This window comes from Stenotrophomonas sp. 278 (assembly GCF_003935715.1).
Taxonomy (GTDB): Bacteria; Pseudomonadota; Gammaproteobacteria; order Xanthomonadales; family Xanthomonadaceae; genus Stenotrophomonas; species Stenotrophomonas maltophilia_AH.
Genome location: NZ_RHPP01000081.1, coordinates 1 through 20,439, shown reverse-complemented (window position 1 = coordinate 20,439; position 20,439 = coordinate 1). Strand labels below are relative to the sequence as shown.

Here is a 20,439-nt window from a genome sequence, read left to right as displayed (position 1 = left end):
GCGGGGGCGACACCGGGCCCACCGATCTGCCCGGGGTTCTGTTCGGGGCCGCGCTGCCTGCCGACGGCAGTCTGCGCCGCTGGCATCACCAGGGCGGCGCGTTGGCGATACGTGCCTGCCTGGCCGACGGTACGGTTCCGCAGGAGGCGTGGTGGTCGTTGGCCCGCGCGGGCTTGCAGGATGCGCTGGTGATGGCGCGACAGCGCGAACAGATACTGTCGCTGGAAAACTCCAAACGACTGCAGCAGGCGCTGTACGAGATTGCCGACCTCGCCGGTGCCGATCTGGAAATGACCGACATGCTGCGGCATTTCCATCGCGTGCTGAACTCGCTGATGTACGCCCAGAACTGCTACATCGTCGAGTACGACGACATCCACCGGCGAATCCGCTTCCTGTATTTCGCCGACCAGCGCGACACGTTCGTGGCCGATCCCGATCGCAGTTACGAAGAAGACGAGATGCCGCGCAGTCTGACCTTCGCGCTGCTGCGCCACGGCAAGCCACTGAGCGGGCCGTCCAATGAGCTGCTGGCTGCGCTCAGCGACGAAGTCGACCCGCGGCGTGGACCGGAAAGCCTGGACTGGCTTGGCGTGCCGATGCTGCGCGACGCCCGTGTGTGCGGTGCGATCGTGGTGCAGAGCTATGAGCATGGCGTGCGCTACAACGAGGCCGACCGCACCCTGCTGGGGTATGTTGCCCAGCACATTCTTACCGCCATGGATCGCCGCCAGGCGCAGGTGCAGCTGGAGCGCCAGGTGGAACGGCGCACGGTGGAACTGCAGCGCGCCAACCACAGCCTCCAGGACGAGGTGATCGAGCGGCGGCGTGCTGAAAAACTGCAGCTGGCGCTGTTCAACATCGCGGAAATGGCGATGAGCGCCGAAAGCCTGCATCAGTACTACGTGCAGGTGCACGGGGTGGTGGGCACGCTGCTGGATGCGCGCAACTTCTACATCGCGCTGGTCAACGAGAGCGGGGACGGGTTGGATTTCGTGTACTCGGTGGATGAGTACAATCCCGCGCGGCCGTCGCGGCCCTTCAGCCACGGTCTGACCGAGTACATCGTCCGCAACCGGCAGCCGCTGCTGGCGTCGCGGGAACACATCGACTCGCTGCGGGCAGCCGGTCGCGTGCACGAGTTCGGTGCGCGCTCGCACTGCTGGCTGGGCGTGCCGCTGCTCAGTGATGACGAAGTGGTCGGCGTGATCGTGGTGCAGAGCTACTCGCCCGAGATCAGCTTCACCGCGCACGATCAGCGCCTGCTCAGCTTTGCCGCACAGAACATCGGCAATGGCCTGGCCCGGCAACGCAACCAGGAGCAGCTGCGGCTTGCGCACGCCGAGCTGGAAAAGCGCGTGGAAGAACGGACGCGCGAACTGGCCGAGGTCAACGAACAGCTGCTGGGGCAGATCGGCGAGCGCCTCCGGGCCGAGCAGCGGCTGACCCACCAGGCGCTGCATGACGCGCTGACCGGGCTGCCCAACCGCGTACATCTGCTGGACCGGCTCGGGGACGCCATCAACCTGGCCCAGTTGCCGGGCGGGCCTGCGTTTGCGGTGCTGTTCCTGGACCTTGACCGTTTCAAGCTGGTCAACGACAGCATCGGGCACGCAGCCGGCGACCAGATGCTGGTCGAGGTCGCACGTCGCATCGTGTCCATGGTGGGCGCGTCCGACGTCGTTGCGCGCCTGGGCGGAGACGAGTTCGCGATCCTGCTGCAGTGCCCGGACGGCCTGGGCTCGGCCCGGGAATTTTCCCAGCGCATGCTGGCTGCACTGGAGGAATCAATGTGGGTGCAGGGGCGCGAGCTGTTCCCTTCAGGAAGCCTGGGCATCGCGCTCTGGGGGCCGCGCTATCGCAATGCCGAGGAGCTGGTCCGGGACGCCGACGCGGCCATGTATCGTGCCAAGGCGCAGGGCAAGGACCGTTTCGCGGTCTTTGACGAAGCCATGCGCGAGGAGGCATTGCGCAGCCTGGACCTGGAGGCCGACCTGCGCCGGGCGATCAACAATCGCGACTTCGTGCCGTATTACCAGCCTATCGTCCGCCTGAGCGATGGCCGGGTGATGGGCTATGAGGCGTTGCTGCGCTGGCAGCACGAGCGGCGCGGTCTGCTGCTGCCCAGCGCGTTCCTGGATCTGGGTGAGGAAAGCGGCCTGATCGAACAGGTGGACTGGCTGCTCTACGAAGACGTGATCAGCCAGTTGGCACAGGGTGGGGAGGGCTACCTGTCGGTGAATGTGTCACCGCGGCATTTCCGCTCGCCGGACTTCAGCCAGCGTCTGTTTGGCCTGATCGAGGCCGCCGGGGCGGACCCGCGCCGGCTGCGGCTGGAAATCACGGAGGTAGCGCTGCTCGACGATGGCCCGCGCACGCTGCGCGTCCTGCAGACCCTGCGCGAGCGGGGCGTGCTGGTACAACTGGATGACTTCGGGACCGGCTTCTCGGCGCTGTCCTACCTGCACCGGTTCCCGATCTCCACCCTGAAGATCGACCAGAGTTTCATCGCCGGCCTGCATGGTCACGACATGCAGAGCACCTATGCGCTGGTGCAGGGCGTGCTTTCATTGGCGCGCACACTGGGGATCGAGACGGTGGGCGAGGGAATCGAGAACGCCGCCCAGCGGCAGACCTTGCTGCAGCTGGGCTGCGATTACGGGCAGGGCTACCTGCTGGGCCGCCCCGCGCCGATGGACGCATTCGTTGGCGGTTGATCAAACCAATGCGGTGCGACGCTTCTCGTCGATCCACTTGGACGCCTGTGCCGGCTGGTAGCTGCGCATCCAGTCCAGCATGGCGTCGATGTCCGAGCCGTACCAGAGGTCGGCGCGCTGGTCCGGGTGCAGGAAGCGCTCCTCCACCATGCGGTCGATCATGCCGATCAGCGGGGCATAGAATCCGTCCACGTCCAGGAACGCGCACGGCTTGTTGCCGATGCCGAGCTGGCGCCAGGTGAGCATCTCGAAGATTTCTTCCATGGTGCCAAAACCACCGGGCAGAGCCACGAAGGCGTCGGACAGCTCGAACATGCGCGACTTGCGCTCGTGCATGGAGCCGACGATTTCAAGTTCGGTCAGTCCACGGTGGGCCACTTCCCAGTCGGCCAGCTGCTGCGGAATCACACCGGTGACTTCGCCGCCGCCGGCCAGCACGGCGTTTGCCACCGTACCCATCAGGCCCACATTGCCGCCGCCGTAGACCAGCCGCAGGCCGTCACGGGCGATGCGATCACCCAGCGCGATCGCGCGCTCGGTGTAGATGGGCTTGCTACCGGCGTTGGAGCCACAGTAAACGCAAATCGACTTCATTGGATCTTCCTGTGTTCAAAAATGCTGCGCCGGAAACGAAAAAGCCCCGCCGGTGGCCGGCGGGGTGGTTTCCGTGATGCAGGCGCGCATTATCGCACGATGTGGAGCCGGGCAAGCCCGGCTTGCCGTCAACCGTTCACGCCGCCTGCGACGCCTCCCGGCGCGGCCCTTCCTTCAATGCGCGGCCGACCAGCTGCACCAGCAGGTCCAGCTCGTCGCTGTCCATGCCGAAGTGCGGGGTAAAGCGCAGCGAGTTCTCGCCGCCATGGATGACGTTGATGCCGTGGTTGCGCAGCCACTCCTCGGTGGAGTTGGCTCCGTAGCACTTGAACTGCGGTGCCAGCTCGCACGAGAACAGCAGGCCGGTGCCCTGGACCTTGGTAATCAGGCCGCCGAGCTCGGACTTCAGGTGTTCCAGCTTGCGTACCGCTTCGGCCCCGCGTTCGCGGATGTTCTGCCGCACCTGGGGGGTGAGCAGGCCGAGGGTCGCGCAGGCGACGTCCAACGCGCGCGGATTGGAGGTCATGGTGTTGCCGTAGATCCCCTTGCGATACAGCTGCGCGGCGTGTTCAGTCACGGCCAGCACCGACAGCGGGAACTGCGCGGCATTGAGTGCCTTGGAATAGGTTTCCATGTCCGGCGCTTCCAGCCCCTCGAAACCGGGGTAATCCACCAGCGACAGCACGCCATGCGCGCGCAGGCCTGCCTGGATCGAGTCGATCAGCAGCAGGCTGCCGTGCTGGCGGGTCAGCTCACGCGCCAGCGCATAGAACGCTGGCGGCACCGAGCGGCCCGGGTCACCTTCGCCCATCACCGGCTCCAGGAACACGGCCTCGATGAACCAGCGTTGTTCGGCGGCGTCGGCGAACACCTGCCTCAACGCAGCCTCGTCGTACGGTGCCACGGTGATCACGCTGTCCTCGCCCCGGTAGCTGGCCAGGTGCTGTACATAGCTGCGACGGCTGGAGTCGGAGTACAGGGCAGGGCGATCAGTGCGGCCGTGGAAGCTGCCCTTGACCACGACCCGTTTGATCCTGGCACCGGCATGGCGTGCACCCGGGTCGGTCTGCAGCTTGGCATTGACGTCGGCGATGCGCGCAGCCAGGCCGACGGCTTCGGAGCCGGAATTCAGGCACATGAAGCGGGCGTACGGACAGCCGCCCCGGGTGTGGCCGATCTCGGCCCGCAGCGCCTGGATGAATCGCCGCTGGGAAAGGTGAGGGGTCATGACGTTGGCCATTACCTGCGGTGCTGCCAGCGCTTCCAGCACCGCCGGCGGCGTGTGCCCGAAGCCCAGCATGCCGTAGCCGCCAGCGTCGTACAGCACCGCGCCCTTGAGGGTCACCACCCAGGCACCGCGTGCGGCCAGCGCCACATAGGGCGTTACCGCATCATCTGCATAGAAATTGACGAAGCCGTCCTGCATGGCCGCGATCTGGTCGCGCTCGTCCAGCGGCAGCAGGTCGCTGACGTCCTCGCGGATGCGGGCGAATTCGGCGGCCGCCGCGTCCACCGCAGCGAGCAGTTGCGGGTGGGCGCTGGCCAGTCGCTCCAGCGTGGCGTCATCCAGGCCAGTAGTAAGACGGGTGCCGGTCTGGGCGCGGAGCGGGGCGAGGCGTTCGATGAAGCTCATTGCAGATCTCCTGAAACGAATGGCAGCACGGCGAAAAACGCAAAACGCGCGACCAGGCGCGCGCTTCGGGGCTCGTGCATCGGACTTCCGGTTCGATGCTAGCACGCGCGTTTTCGCGCGATAACCCCGCCGAAAACTGTTGCATAGCAGCATTTTGCCCGACGTTCCCCGCCCGCTGCATGACCACCGGGGGCCAGTCGTACAATGCGCGGCATTCCAGACCTGTTGCTGCACGCCGCCTTGAAGAAGTCCGATTTCCACTACGATCTGCCGCCCGAACTGATTGCCCAGGCCCCGCTCGCGGAGCGCTCGGCCAGTCGCCTGATGCTGGTGCCGCCGGCCCCGGCCGCCTTTGAGCATCGCCGGATCCGTGACCTGCCAGACCTGCTGCAGCCGGGCGATCTGCTGGTGTTCAACGACACCCGTGTGATTCCGGCGCGCCTGTTCGGACAGAAAGCCAGTGGCGGCCGGGTCGAGATCCTGATCGAGCGCCTGCTGGGCGGGCAGCAGGCGCGCGCCCAGGTCGGGGCCAGCAAGTCGCCCAAGGCGGGCAGCCGGATCGCGCTCGATGCCGGAGGCGAGGCCGAGGTACTGGGGCGCGACGGCGAGTTCTATGTGCTGCAGTTCCATGTCCCGGAAAACCTGGAGCAGTGGCTGCTGCACGCGGGTCGTCTGCCGCTTCCGCCCTACATCCAGCGCGAACCTGGCATGGATGACCGCGAGCGCTACCAGACGGTTTTTGCGCGCGAAGTCGGGGCGGTGGCCGCTCCGACCGCAGGCCTGCATTTCGACGAGAACCTGCTGGCGGCGCTGAAGGCGCGTGGTGTGTCCACCGGTCACGTCACCCTGCACGTGGGTGCGGGCACGTTCCAGCCGGTGCGGGTGGATGACCTCAAGGACCACGTGATGCACCGTGAGTGGCTGAACGTGGGGGCCGAACTGGTCCAGCAGGTGCGCCAGACCCGCGCCGCCGGTGGTCGCGTGATCGGCGTCGGCACCACTGTTGTGCGCGCGCTGGAAAGCGCCATGCGCGACGGCGAGTTGCTGCCCTATGCTGGTGAAACCCAGATCTTCATCACCCCGGGTTACCGGATCGGCAGCGTGGACGCGATGATCACCAATTTCCACCTGCCGGAAAGCACGCTGTTGATGATGATCTCAGCCTTTGCCGGCCAGGAGCGGGTGTTCGAGGCGTACCGGGCCGCCATCGCGGAGAAGTACCGCTTCTTCAGCTACGGCGACGCCATGCTGCTGTTCCCCAAGGGGGAATGACGTAGAGCCGGGCTCTGCCCGGCTGCGCCATGGTCGGCCGTTCAGCCGGGCAAGCCCGGCTCTACGGATCCCCGCGTTGTGACACGCCATGCGTGTCAACGTGACCCCGAACCGGGCGTCCTGGGTCGAAATGGGCGATAATCGGCGACTATTTGCCCAGTATCCGTCCCGATGTCCCGACTTCAGTTCCAGCTACAGACCACCGACGGCCGTGCCCGTCGCGGCCGCCTGACCTTCCCGCGCGGGACGGTGGAAACCCCGGCATTCATGCCGGTGGGCACCTATGGCTCGGTCAAGGGCGTGCTGCCGGAGCAGATCCGGGCGCTGGGGGCGGAAATCATCCTCGGCAACACCTTCCATCTGTACCTGCGACCGGGCCTGGACGTGATCGCCGACCACGGCGGCCTGCACGGGTTCGCGCGCTGGAACGGCCCGATCCTGACCGACTCCGGCGGCTTCCAGGTGTTCTCGCTGGCCCACCGCCGCAAGATCACCGAACAGGGCGTCACCTTCGCCTCGCCGACCGACGGGGCCAAGGTGTTCCTGGGCCCGGAAGAAAGCATGAAGATCCAGAAGGTGCTCGACTCGGACATCGTGATGATCTTCGACGAGTGCACCCCGTACCCGGCCACCGAGCAGGTCGCGCGCACCTCGATGGAACTGAGCCTGCGCTGGGCCCAGCGCAGCCGCAACGCCCACGATGAACTGGGCAACGACGCGGCCCTGTTCGGCATTGTCCAGGGCGGCGTTCACCACGACCTGCGCACACGTTCGGCCGAAGGGTTGCAGCAGATCGGCTTTGACGGCTACGCCATCGGCGGGCTGGCGGTGGGGGAGCCGGAGCACGAGCGCAACGCCATGCTCGAGCATCTGAATCCGATCCTGCCCGCCGACCGCCCGCGTTACCTGATGGGCGTGGGGCGTCCGGAGGACCTGGTGGAAGGCGTGGCACGGGGCGTGGACATGTTCGATTGCGTCATGCCCACCCGGAATGCCCGCAATGGCCACTATTTCACCTCCACCGGCACCGTGCGGATCCGTAACGCCCGTTACGAGCGCGACATGGACACCATCGAGCCGGGCTGCGGCTGCCATGCCTGCAGCAGCGGCTATACCCGTTCCTACCTGCGTCACCTGGACCGCTGCAACGAAATGCTGGCTCCCATGCTGGGCACCCTGCACAACCTGTATTACTACGAAAAACTGATGGCCGACATGCGTGCGGCCATCGCAGCGGGAACCTTCACCGCCTTCCGCGAGTCCTTCTACGCAGCCCGGGGAATGGCCACGCCAGCGCTGGACGGCCACGCCTGACCCCTGCCGCCTTGAAGACCGTGCCAATTGGCCCAAGGAATAACCCCCGGGGCCGTGGCATACTTCGCGGCTGACCCACCGTTTCGCGGCGACACCCTTCCTTCCGGGGCAGGGCGCCTCCAACCCAAGGACACACAATGAACCTGCTCGCTTTTCTGATTCCCGCCGCCCACGCCCAAGCCGCCGGCGGCCAGCCGCAGGGCATGGGCCTGACCACGCTGCTGTTCCCGATCATCCTGATCGCGATCATGTACTTCCTGATGATCCGTCCGCAGATGAAGCGCCAGAAGGAACACAAGGCGATGCTGGACAAGATCAAGGTCGGCGACGAAGTGCTGACCAACGGCGGCATCGCCGGCGTGGTGACCAAGATCGGCGACAACTTCGTCACCATCGAAGTGGCCGACAACGTGAACATCCGCGTGCAGAAGGGCGCAGTCGGCAACGTGCTGCCGGCCGGCACGCTGAAGTCGGCGGTCTGATCCCTCTTTTTCCCAAGACCAACCGCGGTGCCGGGACTGGCACCGCGCAGGAACCTGGCAATGCTTGAATTTCCACGCTGGAAGTACGTCGTCATCCTGATCGTACTGGCGCTCAGCGCTTTGTACGCGCTGCCCAACATCTACCAGAAGGACGCGGCCGTCCAGATCACCGCCAACCGTGGCGGCCAGGTCGACGACGCGCTCCGTGACCGCGTACTGGCCGACCTGAAGCAGGCCGGCATCAGCACCATCGGAGCGGAGAAGGAGGGCGACAGCCTGATCGTCCGCCTGCCCGACCTGAAGACCCAGGCCGCTGCCAGCGACCTGCTGCGTGACAGCATGGGCGAGCACTACACCGTCGCGCTCAACCTGGCCTCCACCGTGCCGGACTGGCTGTCCAGGCTGGGCGGCCGCCCGATGACGCTGGGCCTGGACCTGCAGGGTGGCGTGCACTTCGTGCTGCAGGTCGACCAGAAGGCCGCGCTGGACAAGCGCATGGATGCCTATGCTGAAGACGTGCGCACCAGTCTTCGCGATGCCCGCATTGCCTACCAGTCGGTCGAGCGTCGCCCGGACAACACCATTGTCGCGGTGATCAGCCCGTCGGCCGGTGCCGAAGTGGTCGAGCGTGCGCGACAGCTGCTGGCCAAGGCGCAGCCGACCCTGGGCTACGACGCCAATGGCAACCGGATCACCGTGAGCGTGCCGGAAACCGAGCTGACCACCATTGCCAACGGCGCGATCGAGCAGAACATCAACACCCTGCGTAACCGCGTCAACCAGCTCGGCGTGTCCGAGCCGATCATCCAGCGCCAGGGTGCCGACCGCGTGGTCGTGCAGCTGCCGGGCGTGCAGGACACCGCTGAAGCCAAGCGCATGATCGGTGCGACCGCAACCCTGGAATACCGCGCAGTGGTTGAAGGGAACGCGCAGGACGCCATTGCCAGCGGCCGCATTCCCCCCGAAGCAAAGGTTTACCAGCGTCGTGACGGTGGCGGCCCGATCCTGCTGAACAAGCGCGTCATCGTGACCGGTGACCAGATGGTTGCCGCACAGGCCACCACCGACCCGCAGACCGGCAGCAATGCAGTCAGCGTGACCCTGAACGCCGTCGGCGGCCAGCGCATGTTCGACTTCACCAGCGCCAACGTGAACAAGCCGATGGCCGTGGTCTACACCGAACGCGTGCCGACCGTGACCGAGGTGGATGGCCAGGAAGTGCGCAGCTTCAAGGTCAACGAGGAAGTGATCTCGGTAGCCAACATCAACGGCGTGTTCGGCAAGCAGTTCCAGACCACCGGTCTGGAAAAGAAGGAATCTGAAGACCTGGCCAAGCTGCTGAAGTCCGGTTCGCTGGCCGCACCGATGGACTTCGTTGAAGAGCGCGTGGTTGGCCCGAGCCTCGGCGCGGAGAACGTGGAGCGCGGCATCACCGCGGTGATCTACGCGTTCCTGTTCACCCTGGTGTTCTTCACCGTGTACTACCGCATGTTCGGCCTGATCACCTCGGCGGCGATGCTGTTCAACCTGCTGATCGTGGTGGCGGTGATGTCGCTGTTCGGTGCCACCATGACCCTGCCGGGCTTTGCCGGCCTGGCTCTGTCGGTCGGCCTGTCGGTGGACGCCAACGTGCTGATCAACGAGCGCATCCGTGAGGAGCTGCGCGCCGGCGTGCCGGGCAAGACCGCCATCGTCACCGGTTACGAACGCGCCAGCGGCACCATCCTGGACGCCAACCTGACCGGTCTGATCGTGGGTGTGGCGCTGTTCGCCTTCGGCACCGGTCCGCTGAAGGGCTTCGCCCTGACCATGATCATCGGTATTTTCGCTTCGATGTTCACGGCGATCACCGTATCGCGCGCGCTGGCGACGCTGATCTACGGCCGTCGCAAGAAGCTCCAGAACGTGGCCATCTGACGGGACGACACGCACAATGAAACTGTTTCCGCTGCACATCCTCCCGAACGACACCAAGATCGACTTCATGCGCTGGCGCCATGTGGCCATGGCGGTCACGATCGCGGTATTCCTGGCCTCGGTGGCCATCATCGGCGTCAAGGGCTTCACCTTCGCGCTGGACTTCACTGGCGGCACGCTGATCGAAGCCCGCTTCGACAAGCCGGTGGACGTCGAGCAGGTCCGCTCCAAGCTGGAATCCAATGGCTTCGAGAACGCCCAGGTGCAGAGCTTCGGTGGCAACACCGACCTGCTGATCCGCCTGGCCCCGCACGGTGCCCATGATCCGGGTGCCGAAGGGGCGGCCCAGGACAAGGCCACCGGCGACGCCGTGCTGAAAGCCATCACCACGGCCGAAAATTCGGCCACCATCCTGCGCAACGAGTACGTGGGTCCGCAGATCGGCAAGGACCTGGCCTTGAACGGGCTGTACGCGACCGTGTTCATGCTGGTGGGCTTCCTGATCTACATCGGTTTCCGGTTCGAATGGAAGTTCGCGGTCACCGCCAGCCTCGTGGCGCTGTTCGACCTGCTGGTCACGCTGGCCTACATGTCGCTGATGGGACGCGAGTTCGACCTGAACCTGCTGGCCGGTCTGCTGTCGGTGATGGGCTTTGCGATCAACGACATCATCGTGGTGTTCGACCGCGTTCGTGAAAACTTCCGCAGCCTGCGCGTGGAACCGCTGGAAGTGCTGAACCGCTCGATCAACCAGACGCTGTCGCGTACGGTGATCACCGCGGTGATGTTCTTCCTGTCGGCGCTGGCGTTGTATCTGTACGGTGGTACGTCGCTGGAAGGCCTTGCCGAAACCCACATGATCGGTGCGGTGATCGTGGTGGTGTCCTCGATCCTGGTGGCGGTGCCGATGCTGACGATCGGCTTCCTGCGCGTAAGCAAGCAGGACCTGCTGCCGAAGGCGAAGGACGTGGAAGCGCTCGCGCGTCGGCCGTAAACGGCCGACGCACTCGCGCCCACGCATTCCACCTTAACCCCGCGCCGTTATGACCGCCATCCATGGCGGTCACCTTTCGGGCCGTCGCGTTGCGACGTTGGGAATTGCTCCTGCAATTCCCTGGACGCGCCCCCTTTAACAAAAAGGGGCTCCTCCTTCGTCAGGGGTGTTTGGGAGCCGCGCATTGCGCGGCTTTTCCTTTTTCCGTACTGGGGCGTTGGTTGTGCGGGGGCGTCGGGGGCACTACGATTTCGGGGTTGCGCGGCCGCTCACCCGGCCGCTCCGTTTCCCTCGAGGTGTTCATGGTCATCAAACCGCGCGTTCGCGGCTTCATCTGCGTTACCACCCATCCGGCCGGCTGCGACGCAGCGGTCAAGCAGCAGATCGACTACATCAAGGCGCAGCCGAAGCTGCCCAACGGGCCCAAGCGCGTTCTGGTGCTGGGTGCGTCGACCGGCTACGGACTGGCCGCACGCATCACTGCCGCCTTCGGCAGTGGAGCGGCCACGCTGGGTGTGTTCTTTGAGCGCCCGGGCACCGACAGCAAGCCGGGCACGGCGGGCTGGTACAACTCGGCGGCATTCCACAAGTACGCCGAACAGGCTGGCCTGTACGCCAAGAGCGTGAATGGCGACGCGTTCTCGGATGAAGTGAAGGCCAAGGTCATCGAGCTGATCAAACAGGACCTGGGCCAGGTTGACCAGGTGGTGTACAGCCTAGCCGCGCCGCGCCGCAAGCATCCGCGCACCGGCGAGGTGATCAGCTCCACGCTCAAGCCGATCGGTGAGCCGATCACCCTGCGCGGCCTGGACACCGACAAGGAAGTGCTGACCGAAACCACGCTGCAGCCGGCGACCGCCGAAGAAATCGCGGGCACCGTCGCGGTGATGGGCGGCGAGGACTGGCAGATGTGGATCGACGCACTGCTGGACGCGGGTGTGCTGGCCGAGGGCGCGACCACCACGGCGTTCACCTACGTGGGCGAGGAAATCACCCAGGCGATCTACTGGAATGGTTCGATCGGCGCGGCCAAGAAGGACCTCGACGAGAAGGTGCTGGGCCTGCGCGAAAAGCTGCAGAAGATTGGCGGCGACGCACGCGTGTCGGTGCTGAAGGCAGTGGTCACCCAGGCCAGCTCTGCCATTCCGACCATGCCGCTGTACCTGTCGCTGCTGTTCAAGGTGATGAAGGAGCGCGGTACGCATGAAGGCTGCATCGAGCAGCTGGATACGCTGTATGACATCGTCTACGGTGGCAAGGACGCCGGCACTGCCACCGAACGCCTGCGCCACCAGTTGCTGGCCGACGGCCGCACGGTGGAACTGGTCGACGAAGCCGGCCGCCTGCGTGCGGACTACAAGGAGATGGCCCCGGACGTCCAGGCCGAAGTGCTCAAGCTGTGGCCGCAGGTGACCAACGAGAACCTGTACGAGATCAGCGACCTGGCCGGCTACAAGGCTGACTTCCTGCGCCTGTTCGGCTTCGGCGTCGAAGGCGTGGACTATGAAGCGGACGTGGCCACGGATGTCGCCATCCCGAACCTCGTGGATCTCACCGGCTGATCCTTCTCGGGGTTACGCTCTCGTAGAGCCGGGCTCTGCCCGGCTGCTGTTGGAATTGGGCGAACAGCCGGTTTTCACGGGTTTCCGACCGGCCCCCGACAGTTCATCGGTGGCCAACGGAAAATCAACGGTGCCAGCCTCCGGATGCGCTATCGATGACACGCATGGCGTGTCACTACACGTTGAAAACGGCTGTTGCCGTTGGTTTTGCCGTTCGCACCGCACCGCGCGATGCATGAAGGGGAGGCCTACGGGTAGCCCCCGGAGGGACACTCCACGGCATGGATGCCGTGGAGTAGCCTACATGGACGTACTTGCGGCGTGTCCCGGAGCGGGGCTGCCCGTAGGCCTCCCCAGCACGTGAAAACCGAAGCGCCGCTCTTCGCGAAAAACCAAAACCTCACGCAAAGTCAAAGTTCATCGCAGGCCCTGCAGGCCCGACGAATTCACCCTGCACGTAATCCACGCCGGCGCTGAACAACAGGCTCATCGAGTTGGCATCGGCCACGAACTCGGCCAGCGTGCGGATGTTTGCTTCCTGCGCGCGCGCGGTGATCTCGCTGATCTTGTCCGCATGCTCGCGGGTGCGGGCGAAGTCGCTGGTGAAGTCGCGGTCCAGCTTGAGGAACTGCGGCTGGAAGTGCGCCAGCAGCTGGAACGAATCCAGGCCCGAACCGAACTGCTCCAGGCCGATGCGGATGCCCAGCGGAGCCACGTCGGCCAGGAACTGCTGGGCGTTGCGCAGGTGGGTGAACACCTTCGCTTCCGGCGCGTGGAGCCACAGGCGTTCGCCCGGCACCCCGTGCGCCGCCAGCTCGCGGCGCAGCGTGGCCACCATCTGCGGGTCGTTGAACGACTCCGGTGTGATCTTCACCAGCATGTGCGTGGCATGTCCCGCACGTGCGCGTTGGCCCAGCACGTTGATCGCTTCGGTCACCACCCAGCGGTTGATGTCCGCCAGCAGGCCATGCTCCTCGGCAATGCCCAGGAACGCGGTCGGGCTCAGCAGCTCGCCGTTGTTGTCCAGGCGCAGGTACGCCTCGTACAGCTCCAGCGGCTCACCCTGCAGGTTCAGCACCGGCTGGTAGTGCAGCTGGAAGCCTTCGCCGGCCAGCGCTTCCTTGATCCGCGCCACCCAGCGCTGCACCCGCTCTTCCTCGACGCGGTCCACCGCGGCCGGGTCGAAGATGCGGCTGGTATTGCCCAGTTCGGAGGCGGCCTGCTGGCATTCGGTGGCACGCGCCAGGACCTGGCCAATGCTGGCGATCTTCTCGCCGACCTGGACGCCGCCGATGCTGACGGTCACCGTGGCCGAGCGTTCGCCGATGCTGAACACCTGCGCCGCAAAGGCTTCGCGGATGCGGTCGGCCAGACCCTCGGTTTCGGCATACGCGCCTTCCATCAGGACCGCAAAGCTGTGTTCGCCGAAGCGCGCCACCTGCGCGCGGTCGCCCACCGTTGACGCCAGCACGCGGGCGAGGGCGGCGATGAGGGCGTCGGCCGAATCCAGGCCGATGTCCGGCAGCAATCGCGCGTAGTGGTCCGGTTCGACCAGCAGCAGGCCGAAGCGGCCCTCGCTGCGGCCGGCCTGGGCCACCGCGTTTTCCACGTGCACCATGAAGGTCGGTCGGTTGAGCAGGCCGGTGACCTGGTCGCGCTGGCGGAGGTCTTCGACTTCGCGGGCCAGTTCGGTGTCCAGTTCCATGCGACGGCGGAACACCACCTGCAGGCACGCCTCGCCCTCGTAGGTGGCCGGGGTGAATTCCATGGTGGCCGCGAAGATCGCGCCGTCCTGGTTGCGCGCGTCGACCTGGTACTGCGGCGGCGGTGCTTCGCCCTTGCTGAGCGACTTGAGCAGCTGCTTGAAGCCTTCCACGTGCTGCGGAGCCACCATGTCCAGCAACGAGATGCCTTCCACGTCGTCGAACGACTCGTACCCGAACATTTCCAGGTAGGCCTCGTTGGCGCGGATGTGCATGCCTTCATGCACGTAGGCGATGGGGTCGCGCGAAGAGGAGATCAGCGCGTCACAGCGACGTTCGGTCTCGCGCATCTGCGCCTCGATCCGGCGCAGGCCGCGGCGGGCGTGGAGGTCGGTCCATTCGTTGCGCACCACCGCCAGCAGATGCTCGGGGCGGTTGCGCAGGGCTACTGCGCGGAACCCGTTTGCACTGGCCTCGACCCATTCGGTCTCATTGACCGCTTCGGCCAGCAGGATCATCGGGATGTCCTTGCCGCTGGCGGCGATCTGCTGGGTCACCTGCAGCAGGGGAATGCTCTGCGCAGGGGCGACCAGGACCAGGTCGATCGGCTGGCTGCCGAGAATCTGCGCCAGCTCCTCGGTGTTCTGCGGCCGGGCCGGTCGCACCGCGATGCCGCTGTTACGCAGCGTGCTGACGATGGTCTCGGCGTTCTCGCCGCTGTCGTCCACGATCAGCAGGCGGACGGTGATGTCGTTGGCGTTCTGCATTCACTACTCCCCGAAGTGCCATCTTGATACACGATGCGTGCCGCGACGTCCATGCCAGAGCGCAATCGGCGGTCGCGGAATGTGAGCCCGGTTACACCACCAGCCCTGCGGCCCGGCCACTGGCCCAGGCCCACTGGAAGTTGTAACCGCCCAGCCAGCCGGTGACGTCCAGCACTTCCCCCACGAAATGCAGACCCGGCACCAGCTGCGACTCGAATGTGCTGGAGGAGACCCGGCGTGTATCCACGCCTCCCAGGGTCACCTCGGCAGTACGGTACCCTTCCGTCCCGCTGGCGACCAGCGGGAAGTCCTGCAGCAGGGCGGCGGCCTGCCGCAGCTCGCGTTCGTCGATCTGTTTGACCGGGCGGTCGGGCAGCCAGTGCTCGCACAGGCGCAGGGCCAGTCGGCGCGGCAGCACCTCCGACAGCACCGTGCGCAGCTCGGCCGAGCCGCGCTCGCGCTTCATCGTGCGCAGCCAGTCTTCAGCATTCTGGCCTGGCAGCAGGTCCAGGCGCAGATCGTCGCCGGGCTGCCAGAACGAGGAGATCTGCAGGATGGCCGGGCCGCTGATGCCACGGTGGGTGATCAGCAGGGAATTGCGGAACTCGATGTCATTGCACCGCGCCGCCACCGGAAGCGCGACCCCGCTCAGGTCGGCGAAGCGCTCCTGGTGCCTGCCACTCAGGGTCAGTGGCACCAGCCCGGCACGGGTCGGCAGCACCTCATGGCCGAACTGACGGGCCAGCTCGTAACCGAAGCCGGTCGCCCCGAGGCTGGGGATGGACAGCCCACCGGTTGCCACCACCAGCGAGGACGCATGGAAATGGCCCTGCGCCGTATGCACATGGAACCCATCCGCGCCGCGTTCGACCCGGGTGACTGCGCAGTCGGTGCGGATATGCACGCCCGCTGCCTGGCATTCGTCCACCAGCATGCGCACGATCTGCTTGGACGAGATGTCGCAGAACAGCTGGCCGAGCTCCTTTTCGTGATAGGCGATGCCATGCCGCTCGACCAGGCTGATGAACTCCCACGGGGTGTAGCGCGCAAGTGCGGACTTGCAGAAATGCGGGTTGGCCGACAGGAAGTTGGCCGGGGTGGTGCCTGTGTTGGTGAAGTTGCAGCGCCCGCCGCCAGACATCAGGATCTTCTTGCCGACCTTGTTGGCGTGGTCGATCACCTGCACGATGCGGCCGCGCTGGCCGGCGGTCAGTGCACACATCAAGCCAGCCGCACCGGCCCCGATCACCAGTACATCGCAACGCACGATACTCATGTCGCCGCGCTCAGGCCTGGGGCTTTGGCTTGCGCCAGGTCGGGATCACGCTGAGCTCGCCACTGTCGGAGATCAGCTGCACCTCGCCGTCCTGGATCAACACGGTCCAGCGCATGCTGCGCTCGATCTTCGCGCCCCACTGTTCGACGAAATCGGCCGGGAGGTCCATCACCTCCAGTGACTTCAGCTTGTTCAGCGCCGAGGCGTTGCGCTCCCACCAGATGTCGGCAGCGCGGCCGCCGTAGGTGATCAGCTGTACCGCGCTGGCGCGGCCAGCCGCCTTGCGCAGGCGCGACTCATCCGGCTGGCCCAGGTCGATCCAGCGCTCGATGGCTCCGGTGTAGTCCTGCTTCCACAGGTCCGGCTCGTCGTCGACGCTCAGACCACGGCCAAATTCCAGCCGGTCTTCGGCATTGAGCGCGAACGCCAGCAGCCGCAGCATCAGGCGCTCGTCGGTCTCGGAAGGGTGCTGGGCCAGGGTCAGGGTATGGCTGGCGTAGTAACCGCGGTCCATGTCGCTGATCTGCAGCTCGGCCTTGCGGATGGTGGCGGTAAGGGCCATGGGGATACCGGAAACAAAGAGCGCCATGATAATGCGTGGGTCATGAGCGCGTCCGATTCCCGGTTTGATCCATTGGCTCCCAGCCGCCTGCAGCTGCCGGTGGGCCCCTGGACCTGCCTGCTGGATGGGCTTTGTGCCCGTTTTCCGCAGGTCGACCGCGCCTGCTGGCAGGACCGCTTTGCCCGCGGACGGGTGCAGGACGCGCAGGGCAGGGCGCTGAACGCAGGCGACCCGTGGCGGGTGGGGCAGGAGATCCGCTACTACCGCGAGGTGGCGGACGAGCCGGTGGTGGCGGGCCAGGCCTCCATCCTCCATCTGGACGACGACCTGCTGGTGGCCGACAAGCCGCATTTCCTGCCCGTGACGCCGGCCGGGCGGTATGTGCGTGAAACCCTCCTGGCGCGGCTGGTCGAGCACACCTTCAACCGCGATCTGGTGCCGCTGCACCGGCTGGACCGGCTTACCGCCGGGCTGGTGCTGTTCTCAACACGCCCTGCGACGCGCGACACCTACCAGCGGCTGTTCCGGGAGCGGCGCATCCTCAAGGTGTATGAAGCACTCGCAGCGCCCCTGCCGGGCATCACCTTCCCGCTCGAGCGGCACAGCCGGCTGGTGCCGGGAGAGCCGTTCTTCCGCATGGCCGAGGCTGAGGGGGCCGCCAACGCAAGCACCCGGGTCGAGCTGATCGCGGCCGAGGGGCCGGTCTGGCACTACCGGCTGCACCCGCACACCGGGCGAAAACACCAGCTGCGGGTGCACATGGCCGCGCTGGGGGCCCCCATTCTGGGCGATGACCTGTATCCGGCGCTGCAGCCGCAAGGCCCCGAATCCCAGGTGCCCCTCCAGTTGCTGGCGCAGGGGCTGGGCTTCACCGACCCGCTGTCCGGGACGTGGCGCGAATTCAGGTCCGCGCGGCGGTTGTCCGCTTCGGCCGAAATTGCTGAATCTTAAATCAGTAATTTGGCCGAAATTCAGCTAGGAAAAATCTGAATACGGGGTCCGAATTTGCGCGGAACCTCCGAAATCCTTGTCCTGTCAGGGGTGCGACCAAAATCGCTGAATGATCTGCCTATCGCTTTTTCCCGAAAACACGCGTATCGTCACCCTCACTGTGTTTGCTAGGGTCACCGTGAATCGTGGCCTGGTGCAGTTGATCTCACGATCTGCTCATCGATCCGCTTTACCAACGCCTGCAACTCAGTCTCGGCTCCCGCCATTGGGTGGCCGCGATTATTTCAACTATTGTTTCAGGAGTTTGTAATGTCTGATCGTCAGAACGGCACTGTGAAGTGGTTCAATGATGCCAAGGGCTTTGGCTTCATCACCCCGGAAAGCGGCCCGGACCTGTTCGTGCACTTCCGCGCCATCCAGGGCAACGGCTTCAAGTCGCTGCAGGAAGGCCAGAAGGTTTCCTTCGTCGCCGTGCAGGGCCAGAAGGGCATGCAGGCTGACCAGGTGCAGGCGCTGTAATCCAGCCCTGTAACCGGAAGGTTGCCATAAAGCGCCGGAAGCGAAAGCTTCCGGCGTTTTTGTTTGTCTGTTCACCGGCCCGCAGTAGCATGGCGGTTTGCCGTGACGGACCTGCTGATGATCAAGGTGCACCATCTGGACCACTCCCGTTCCCAGCGCGTGCTGTGGATGCTGGAGGAATTGAATCTTCCCTATCAGGTGATCAGCTACCGGCGCGACCCGGACACCTGGCTGGCTCCGCAGGCGCTGCGCGACATCCATCCGCTGGGCAAGTCGCCCGTAGTGGAGGACGACACCCTGGTGCTGGCCGAGTCCGGCGCGATCCTGGAGTACCTGGTCGACCGCTACGACAGCGCGCGGCAGTTCTCGCCCGAGCCCTTGCCGCTGCAGGCTCCCGAGCGCCTGCGCTACCGCTACTGGATGCACTATGCCGAAGGCTCGGCGATGCCCCCCATGGTGATGTCGCTGGTGTTCTCCCGCTTGCGCAAGGCCCCGATGCCGTTCTTCGCCCGTCCCATTGCCCGACAGATTGCCGACAAGGCGTTGAAAGGCTTCGTCGGCCCCCAGATCAAGCTGCATCTGCAGTGGATGGAACGCGAGCTGGGCAATACGCCTTGGTTTGCCGGTGAGCGCTTCACCGCCGCCGACATCCAGATGAGCTTCCCGCTGCAGGCGGCCGCAGCGCGTGGCGGCGACTTGTCCGCCTACCCGCGCGTGGCGGCGTTCCTGGAGCGGATCGCGCAGCGCCCGGCCTACCAGCGTGCGCAGGCCAAGGGCGGGTCGCTCGACCTGGCCGCTGGCGCGGCCTGAACTTGCCTGCCGTGTCGAGTGGCCCCATCTCTCTGGCATGACTACAGCCACTCTTCAGTTCGATAACCGCTTCCTGCGTGACCTTCCCGGCGACCCGGTGGAGGGACCGGCACTGCGCGAGGTGCGCGGTGCGGCGTGGTCGAGCGTGAAGCCAACGCCGGTAGCCGCGCCGCAGCTGCTGGCGTACTCGGCAGAGATGGCCGGACGGTTGGGCTTCGGCGCGGACCTGCTCGACAGCCCTGACTTTCCACGCGTGTTCGGTGGCAATGCGCTGTACGCCGGCATGCAGCCGTGGGCGGCCAACTACGGGGGACATCAGTTCGGCCATTGGGCCGGGCAGCTCGGCGATGGGCGGGCGATCTCGCTGGGTGAACTGGTCACCGGCCAGGGCGAACGCTGGGAGCTGCAGCTCAAGGGGGCCGGACGCACGCCGTACTCGCGCGGGGCCGACGGCCGCGCGGTGCTGCGCTCGTCGATCCGTGAATTCCTGTGCAGCGAGGCCATGCATCACCTGGGGGTGCCGACCACGCGTGCGCTGAGTCTGGTCGGTACCGGCGAGGCCGTGGTACGTGACATGTTCTATGACGGCCACCCGCAGGCCGAGCCAGGTGCGGTGGTATGCCGGGTGGCCCCGTCGTTCCTGCGCTTTGGCAGCTTTGAACTGCCCGCGTCGCGGGGTGACCTCGATCTGCTGCGGCAGCTGGTTGACGCCTGCATCGCCCGCGACTTCCCGGAACTGGGGGGGGCAGGGCAGGACCGCGATGCGCGCTGGTTCGCGCAGGTCTGCGAGCGCAGCGCGGTGATGGTGGCGCACTGGATGCGGGTCGGCTTCGTCCATGGCGTGATGAACACCGACAACATGTCTGTTCTTGGGCTGACCATCGATTACGGTCCCTATGGCTGGGTGGAAGACTACGATCCGGACTGGACCCCCAACACCACCGATGCGCAGGGCCGACGCTACCGTTTCGGTACCCAGCCGCGGGTGGCGTACTGGAACCTGACCCGGCTGGCGCAGGCCGTGGCCCCGCTGTTCGACGACGTAGCGCCCCTGCACGAGGGGCTGGCCGCTTTCCAGGCGACCTACGCCCGCTGCGAGCGCGACGATGTGGCGGCGAAGTTCGGGCTGGCCGCGTGCACCGATGACGACCTGGCGCTGATGGCGCAGTGGCGGCAGCTGCTGCAGGACGGCCAGATGGACATGACCCTGGCGTTCCGCGCCTTGTCTGCGCTGGACCTGGCCGCGCCCTCGGTGGCGGTGCTGGAGGAGGCGTTCTACAGCCCTGAGCGCCGCGCGGCGGTGCTGCCCGCGCTGCAGGACTGGCTGCAGCGCTACGCCGACCGCGTGCGCGCCGACGCGCTGGAC

General features: G+C 65.9%; 16 protein-coding genes. 11 read left to right on the top strand and 5 right to left on the bottom strand.

The features are described 5' to 3' along the window. Nucleotides 1–2,717: EAL domain-containing protein (locus tag EGJ34_RS13830; RefSeq protein ID WP_125361051.1), on the top strand; the 2,717-nt coding region annotated here is incomplete at its 5' end. On the opposite strand, the gene EGJ34_RS13825 is transcribed toward EGJ34_RS13830, so the two are convergent. After that, nucleotides 2,718–3,311 carry a TIGR00730 family Rossman fold protein gene (locus EGJ34_RS13825; RefSeq protein ID WP_125361050.1) on the bottom strand — a complete coding sequence of 198 codons (594 nt, stop codon included), beginning with the start codon at nucleotides 3,309–3,311 and terminating at the stop codon, nucleotides 2,718–2,720. It lies immediately after the preceding gene. Between the two features lie 136 nt (nucleotides 3,312–3,447). After that, the gene (locus EGJ34_RS13820) at nucleotides 3,448–4,944 is read right to left on the bottom strand and encodes an aminotransferase class III-fold pyridoxal phosphate-dependent enzyme (RefSeq protein WP_125361049.1); all 1,497 of its coding nucleotides are present in this window, start codon (nucleotides 4,942–4,944) and stop codon (nucleotides 3,448–3,450) included. Nucleotides 4,945–5,148: 204 nt separating this feature from the next. Between EGJ34_RS13820 and queA the strand changes: the two genes are divergently transcribed. From queA to fabV, 6 genes are all read left to right on the top strand, one after another. Continuing rightward, nucleotides 5,149–6,216: a tRNA preQ1(34) S-adenosylmethionine ribosyltransferase-isomerase QueA gene (queA, locus tag EGJ34_RS13815; RefSeq protein ID WP_125361048.1), complete on the top strand. Its 1,068-nt coding sequence runs from the start codon at nucleotides 5,149–5,151 to the stop codon at nucleotides 6,214–6,216. Between the two features lie 171 nt (nucleotides 6,217–6,387). Further along, nucleotides 6,388–7,530 (top strand): tRNA guanosine(34) transglycosylase Tgt, encoded by a 1,143-nt coding sequence (gene tgt / locus EGJ34_RS13810; protein WP_125361047.1) that lies wholly within the window; start codon nucleotides 6,388–6,390, stop codon nucleotides 7,528–7,530. Nucleotides 7,531–7,667: 137 nt separating this feature from the next. Continuing rightward, the gene (yajC, locus tag EGJ34_RS13805) at nucleotides 7,668–8,012 is read left to right on the top strand and encodes a preprotein translocase subunit YajC (RefSeq protein WP_125361046.1); all 345 of its coding nucleotides are present in this window, start codon (nucleotides 7,668–7,670) and stop codon (nucleotides 8,010–8,012) included. Between the two features lie 60 nt (nucleotides 8,013–8,072). Beyond that, nucleotides 8,073–9,929: a protein translocase subunit SecD gene (secD, locus tag EGJ34_RS13800; protein ID WP_125361045.1), complete on the top strand. Its 1,857-nt coding sequence runs from the start codon at nucleotides 8,073–8,075 to the stop codon at nucleotides 9,927–9,929. A 16-nt stretch (nucleotides 9,930–9,945) separates the two neighbouring features. Continuing rightward, nucleotides 9,946–10,923, top strand: a complete 978-nt coding sequence (gene secF, locus EGJ34_RS13795) for a protein translocase subunit SecF (protein WP_125361044.1) — start codon at nucleotides 9,946–9,948, stop codon at nucleotides 10,921–10,923. A 302-nt stretch (nucleotides 10,924–11,225) separates the two neighbouring features. Continuing rightward, the gene (fabV, locus tag EGJ34_RS13790; RefSeq protein ID WP_125361043.1) at nucleotides 11,226–12,485 is read left to right on the top strand and encodes an enoyl-ACP reductase FabV; all 1,260 of its coding nucleotides are present in this window, start codon (nucleotides 11,226–11,228) and stop codon (nucleotides 12,483–12,485) included. A gap of 400 nt (nucleotides 12,486–12,885) precedes the next feature. Here the strand turns inward: fabV and EGJ34_RS13785 are convergent, their stop codons facing one another. The 3 genes from EGJ34_RS13785 to EGJ34_RS13775 form a co-directional block, all read right to left on the bottom strand. Then, nucleotides 12,886–14,955 carry an EAL domain-containing protein gene (locus EGJ34_RS13785; protein ID WP_125361042.1) on the bottom strand — a complete coding sequence of 690 codons (2,070 nt, stop codon included), beginning with the start codon at nucleotides 14,953–14,955 and terminating at the stop codon, nucleotides 12,886–12,888. 91 nt (nucleotides 14,956–15,046) lie between these two features. Continuing rightward, on the bottom strand, nucleotides 15,047–16,231 hold the full coding sequence (locus EGJ34_RS13780; protein WP_125361041.1) for an NAD(P)/FAD-dependent oxidoreductase: 1,185 nt from the start codon (nucleotides 16,229–16,231) through the stop codon (nucleotides 15,047–15,049). A gap of 10 nt (nucleotides 16,232–16,241) precedes the next feature. Continuing rightward, entirely contained in the window at nucleotides 16,242–16,793 is a 552-nt protein-coding gene (locus tag EGJ34_RS13775) for a YaeQ family protein (protein WP_125361040.1), read from the bottom strand. Nucleotides 16,794–16,835: 42 nt separating this feature from the next. On the opposite strand from EGJ34_RS13775, the gene EGJ34_RS13770 reads away from it, so the two are divergent. From EGJ34_RS13770 to EGJ34_RS13755, 4 genes are all read left to right on the top strand, one after another. Further along, nucleotides 16,836–17,744: a pseudouridine synthase gene (locus EGJ34_RS13770; RefSeq protein WP_125361039.1), complete on the top strand. Its 909-nt coding sequence runs from the start codon at nucleotides 16,836–16,838 to the stop codon at nucleotides 17,742–17,744. 309 nt (nucleotides 17,745–18,053) lie between these two features. Next, nucleotides 18,054–18,263 carry a cold-shock protein gene (locus EGJ34_RS13765; RefSeq protein ID WP_125361038.1) on the top strand — a complete coding sequence of 70 codons (210 nt, stop codon included), beginning with the start codon at nucleotides 18,054–18,056 and terminating at the stop codon, nucleotides 18,261–18,263. A 117-nt stretch (nucleotides 18,264–18,380) separates the two neighbouring features. Beyond that, complete coding sequence (locus EGJ34_RS13760) at nucleotides 18,381–19,073, top strand: glutathione S-transferase (RefSeq protein ID WP_125361052.1); 693 nt, start codon at nucleotides 18,381–18,383, stop codon at nucleotides 19,071–19,073. Between the two features lie 37 nt (nucleotides 19,074–19,110). Further along, nucleotides 19,111–20,439 (top strand): YdiU family protein (locus tag EGJ34_RS13755; protein WP_125361037.1); only part of this gene is annotated, 1,329 nt, incomplete at its 3' end.

Excerpts from the sequence above, each read along its gene's own strand:
- EGJ34_RS13825 (WP_125361050.1), bottom strand. The coding sequence starts at position 3,311 with ATGAAGTCGATTTGCGTTTACTGTGGCTCCAACGCCGGTAGCAAGCCC.
- EGJ34_RS13820 (WP_125361049.1), bottom strand. The coding sequence starts at position 4,944 with ATGAGCTTCATCGAACGCCTCGCCCCGCTCCGCGCCCAGACCGGCACC.
- queA (WP_125361048.1), top strand. The coding sequence starts at position 5,149 with ATGCGCGGCATTCCAGACCTGTTGCTGCACGCCGCCTTGAAGAAGTCC.
- tgt (WP_125361047.1), top strand. The coding sequence starts at position 6,388 with ATGTCCCGACTTCAGTTCCAGCTACAGACCACCGACGGCCGTGCCCGT.
- yajC (WP_125361046.1), top strand. The coding sequence starts at position 7,668 with ATGAACCTGCTCGCTTTTCTGATTCCCGCCGCCCACGCCCAAGCCGCC.
- secD (WP_125361045.1), top strand. The coding sequence starts at position 8,073 with ATGCTTGAATTTCCACGCTGGAAGTACGTCGTCATCCTGATCGTACTG.
- secF (WP_125361044.1), top strand. The coding sequence starts at position 9,946 with ATGAAACTGTTTCCGCTGCACATCCTCCCGAACGACACCAAGATCGAC.
- fabV (WP_125361043.1), top strand. The coding sequence starts at position 11,226 with ATGGTCATCAAACCGCGCGTTCGCGGCTTCATCTGCGTTACCACCCAT.
- EGJ34_RS13785 (WP_125361042.1), bottom strand. The coding sequence starts at position 14,955 with ATGCAGAACGCCAACGACATCACCGTCCGCCTGCTGATCGTGGACGAC.
- EGJ34_RS13780 (WP_125361041.1), bottom strand. The coding sequence starts at position 16,231 with ATGAGTATCGTGCGTTGCGATGTACTGGTGATCGGGGCCGGTGCGGCT.
- EGJ34_RS13775 (WP_125361040.1), bottom strand. The coding sequence starts at position 16,793 with ATGGCCCTTACCGCCACCATCCGCAAGGCCGAGCTGCAGATCAGCGAC.
- EGJ34_RS13770 (WP_125361039.1), top strand. The coding sequence starts at position 16,836 with ATGAGCGCGTCCGATTCCCGGTTTGATCCATTGGCTCCCAGCCGCCTG.
- EGJ34_RS13765 (WP_125361038.1), top strand. The coding sequence starts at position 18,054 with ATGTCTGATCGTCAGAACGGCACTGTGAAGTGGTTCAATGATGCCAAG.
- EGJ34_RS13760 (WP_125361052.1), top strand. The coding sequence starts at position 18,381 with ATGATCAAGGTGCACCATCTGGACCACTCCCGTTCCCAGCGCGTGCTG.